Source organism: Caballeronia sp. BR00000012568055 (assembly GCF_029439455.1).
GTDB lineage: Bacteria > Pseudomonadota > Gammaproteobacteria > Burkholderiales > Burkholderiaceae > Caballeronia.
This window is the reverse complement of record NZ_JAQFVG010000063.1, coordinates 1-3,992: the sequence shown is the minus strand read 5'-3', so window position 1 is coordinate 3,992 and position 3,992 is coordinate 1. Positions and strand designations below refer to the sequence as shown.

The window sequence follows — 3,992 nt, the reverse complement described above, 5'->3', positions numbered from 1 at the left end:
CTGACTATCCTCAATCGCGCGCGCAACAAGAAAAGCATCACGCTCGACCTGAAGTCCGCGCAGGGCCGGGCGGTGTTCATGGAACTGGCGCGGGAATCCGATGTGGTCATCGAAAACGCCAGCGAGGGTGTCATGGCGCGGTTGGGTGTCGATTACGACAGCGTGGCCAAGGCCAATCCGAAGATCATCTATGCGTCGATCAAGGCCTTTGGCGAACCCAGTCCCTATCCTAATCTCAAGGGCATGGACATCATCGTGCAGGCGCTGTCCGGCATTATGGATGTGACCGGCGTCGCCGATGGACCGCCCACGCGCTGGGGTCTGCCGATTGCCGATCTGGTCGCGCCGCTCTATGCGGTGAACGGCATTCTCGCCGCGCTGATTCATCGCGGCAAGACAGGCGTCGGGCAACGCGTTCAGGTGTCGATGCTCGACTGCCTTTCGTCGATGGTGGCCGAGGAGCATTTCGACGTGTTTATCGGACATGGCTATCCGAAGCGCTCGGGTAATTTTCATGATCGTCTTGTGCCGTTCGGCGTGTACGGCACGCTCGATGGCCACGTGGCGATGGTTGCCTTCCAGCCCGACTGGTTCCGCAATCTCATGGAAGCGCTGGGCAGGCCCGAGTTGGTCGCGGACCCGCGCTATGCCACGCGTGGTCCGCGCATGAAGCACGCGGCCGAAATCAACGCGATGATCGAGGCGTGGACGTCTCAGCGCAGCACGGCGGAAGTCATTCGCGAACTGCAGGAAAAGCGCGGCGTGCCCGCGGCTGCTGTACGTTCGCCGATCGATGTGCTGAAGGATCCGCTTCTTCAGGAGCGCGGCGCGGTGGTGAAGCTGGAGCATCCCGGACTCGCCGAAGTCGATGCCATGGGCATGGGTCTGCCGATCAGGTTTTCGGAAACGCCCGCGCAGTTCGACCAGCCGGCACAGGAACTCGGCGCATCCAACGACGAGATTTATCGCGGGCTGCTCAAGTTGCCGGACGAGCGGCTGCAACGACTGCGCGACAAAGGAGTGATCTGAACATGGCCGAAGCCTCTTCGCGTCGTGGGCCGCTTGCTGGCGTCAGGATCGTCGAGATAGCGGGCATTGGCCCGGGTCCGCTGGCCGCGATGTTTCTGGCCGATCTCGGCGCAACCGTGATCCGGGTGGATCGCAAGGAACCTTCGGGTCTCGGCGCGCCGCGCCCGCCGCAGTTCGATCTGGGGTTGCGCAATCGCCAGTCCATCCACGTCGATCTGAAAGACGCTGACGCTGTCGAGATGGTGATGGAACTGGTCCCAGACGCCGACGCGCTCATCGAGGGTTTTCGTCCCGGCGTGATGGAGCGGCTGGGCTTCGGTCCCGACGTATGTCTCGCGCGCAACCCTCGCCTGGTGTATGGCCGCGTCACGGGCTGGGGACAGGAGGGTCCGTTGTCACAGGTGGCCGGGCACGATCTGAACTACATCGCCATTACCGGCGCCTTGCATGCGATGGGCCGTGCCGGGCAAGCGCCCACGCCGCCGCTGAACGTACTCGGCGACTACGCGGGCGGCGCGCTGTATCTGGCCTTCGGACTGCTTGCTGGCGTTCTTGAAGCACGCGCCTCGGGCGAGGGTCAGGTGGTGGACGCGGCCATGGTGGATGGTGTGGCGTCCATCATGACCGTCACGATGGGCCTGCATGCGGCGGGCATGCTCGGCAAGACGCGCGGCACCAATCTGCTCGATACCGGCGCGCACTTCTACGAAGTCTACGAGTGCGCCGATGGCAAATATGTGAGCGTGGGCGCGATCGAGAGCAAGTTTTATCGACGCTTGCTCGACAAGCTCGGGTTACAGGATCATCCGATGCTGCAAGAGCAAATGAACCGCGCCCAATGGCCCGAGGCGAAACAGGTGCTGGCCGAACGATTCAGACAACGCACGCGCAACGAGTGGACGCAACTGCTCGGCGAACTCGACGTATGTTTCGCTCCCGTGCTCGATTTCGACGAAGCGCCGGAGCATCCGCATATCAAGGCGCGCGGCACGTTGATCGAAATCGACGGCATCACGCATCCTGCGCCCGGGCCGCGGTTTTCACGAACGCCCGCAGCGCGCCCGGAACCGCCGGCCGAACCGAGTACCGATATGGCGATTGCCGTGCTGCGGGAATGGCTGCCTGACGAGCGCGTTCAGGCCTGGCTCGCGCGAGGCGCGTTCGCCTGAGCTTTGCAGCGATTCAACCAAGCCAGCGCGCATCGGGCCAGCGGCCATCGTCGAATGTGGTTCTGACGCAGTCCAGCAGCGCCCCCACGACGCAGCGCACAGGCGCAGTGGCCTGCCTGCTGCTGGGCGCGGCGAGCACAATCGTGCGCTTAAGCCCCGGCGATGCCAGCGGCGCTGCGCACAACTGGCCGCGCTCCACGGCATCCGTAGCTCCGACGGCGGGAAGAATGGTCCATCCGTGACCTTGCGCAACGAGCTCTTTCTGCACGCTCAGCGCATTGGTTTCGGCAAACACGCGCAGCGTTACGCCCGCTTCGGCGGCGGCATGTTCGATCGCCGCGCGCAGGCCCTGCGGCGCAGCGGGCAGGATGAACGACTCCTGCGCGACGCGCGACAACGCGATCGGCCGCTTGCGCGAGAGTCGCGCGGACGGCGCGGCGACCACCCACAGGCTTTCCTCCAGCAATGCCTTCACGTGCAGCGCGGGCGTTTCCTTCTGGCCGTAGAGCAGGGCGGCATCGATATCGCCGGCTTCGAGCCAGTCCTGCAAATGCCCCGCGTACCCGATGGTCAGGCGCAGACGGATATGCGGATAGCGCCGCGCCACCTCGCCCGCGAGCATCGTTGCGAGAAGATCGGACGTGCTCGCCAGCAAACCCACGCTCACGATGCCCGAAACCGGTCCTTCGGTCGGCTGAATTTCGGCCTTGGCGCGCGCCACTTCATTGAGGATACGGCGCGCGTATTCGAGCATGGTTTTCCCTGAAGCCGTGAGCTGCATGCCGTGGCGGCTGCGGTCGAACAACTCCGTGCCCATGTCTTCCTCCCGCAGCCGCAATTGACGCGACACGGCGGGCTGCACGAGATTCAGAAGACTGGACGCGCGCGTGACGTTTCCCGTCTCGGCCACGGTGACGAAGGCACGTAGTTGCTTGAGGTCCATAGCGGATAGTTCGATACCGAAAAATGATGGGGCGATCAGGAAATTCTATTTTTTCAAATATCCATCAAAACTTATGATGGTGCAACACCATGCCACATACCGGACCTGATTCATGAGCGCCTCTATTTTTTCCGCCCCCGATCAATACCAGGAAATTCGCGATGCCGTGCGCAATTTATGCAGTCAGTTCCCGGCCGAGTATCACCGCAAGATCGATGAATCACGTGGCTATCCCGAGGAATTCGTCGATGCACTTACGAAAGCCGGCTGGCTGGCGGCGCTGATTCCGCAAGAGTACGACGGCCCCGGTCTTTCGATGGCCGAAGCATCGGTCATCATGGAGGAGATCAATCGCTCGGGCGGCAATTCCGGCGCTTGCCACGGACAGATGTACGTGATGAACACCATCGTGTTCAGCGGCACCGAGGCGCAGAAGCAGCGCTATCTTCCGCGCATCGCGGCGGGCGAGTTGCGGGTGCAGTCGATGGGCGTCACCGAGCCCACCACGGGCAGCGATACCACGAAGCTCAAGACCACGGCCGTGAAGCGTGATGGACGCTGGGTCATCAATGGTCAGAAAGTCTGGATCTCGCGCGTGCAGCACAGCGACCTGCTGATCCTGCTCGCGCGCACCACGCCGATCGATCAGGTGCAGAAAAAGAGCGACGGGCTTTCGTGTTTCATCGTCGAACTGAGCAAGGCCATTGGCAATGGCCTCACGGTTCGGCCGATTCTCAACATGGTCAATCATGAGACCAACGAACTATTTTTCGATAACCTCGAACTGCCCGAAGACGCGCTGCTGGGCACTGAAGGCAAGGGCCTGAAAGTGATCTTCGATGGCCTGAACG

At 62.6% G+C, this 3,992-nt stretch carries 4 protein-coding genes; 3 read left to right on the top strand and 1 reads right to left on the bottom strand.

Features of this window, described 5'->3' with window-relative positions:
• Both P7F28_RS04440 and P7F28_RS04435 read left to right on the top strand, forming a co-directional pair.
• On the top strand, window positions 1–1,029 hold a 1,029-nt coding region (locus tag P7F28_RS04440; protein ID WP_277183229.1), incomplete at its 5' end, for a CaiB/BaiF CoA-transferase family protein.
• Between the two features lie 2 nt (window positions 1,030–1,031).
• On the top strand, window positions 1,032–2,198 hold the full coding sequence (locus tag P7F28_RS04435; protein WP_277183228.1) for a CaiB/BaiF CoA-transferase family protein: 1,167 nt from the start codon (window positions 1,032–1,034) through the stop codon (window positions 2,196–2,198).
• A gap of 13 nt (window positions 2,199–2,211) precedes the next feature.
• Here P7F28_RS04435 and P7F28_RS04430 read toward each other — a convergent pair whose 3' ends face one another.
• The gene (locus tag P7F28_RS04430; RefSeq protein WP_277183227.1) at window positions 2,212–3,141 is read right to left on the bottom strand and encodes a LysR family transcriptional regulator; all 930 of its coding nucleotides are present in this window, start codon (window positions 3,139–3,141) and stop codon (window positions 2,212–2,214) included.
• 112 nt (window positions 3,142–3,253) lie between these two features.
• On the opposite strand from P7F28_RS04430, the gene P7F28_RS04425 reads away from it, so the two are divergent.
• Window positions 3,254–3,992: acyl-CoA dehydrogenase family protein (locus tag P7F28_RS04425; protein WP_277183226.1), on the top strand; the 739-nt coding region annotated here is incomplete at its 3' end.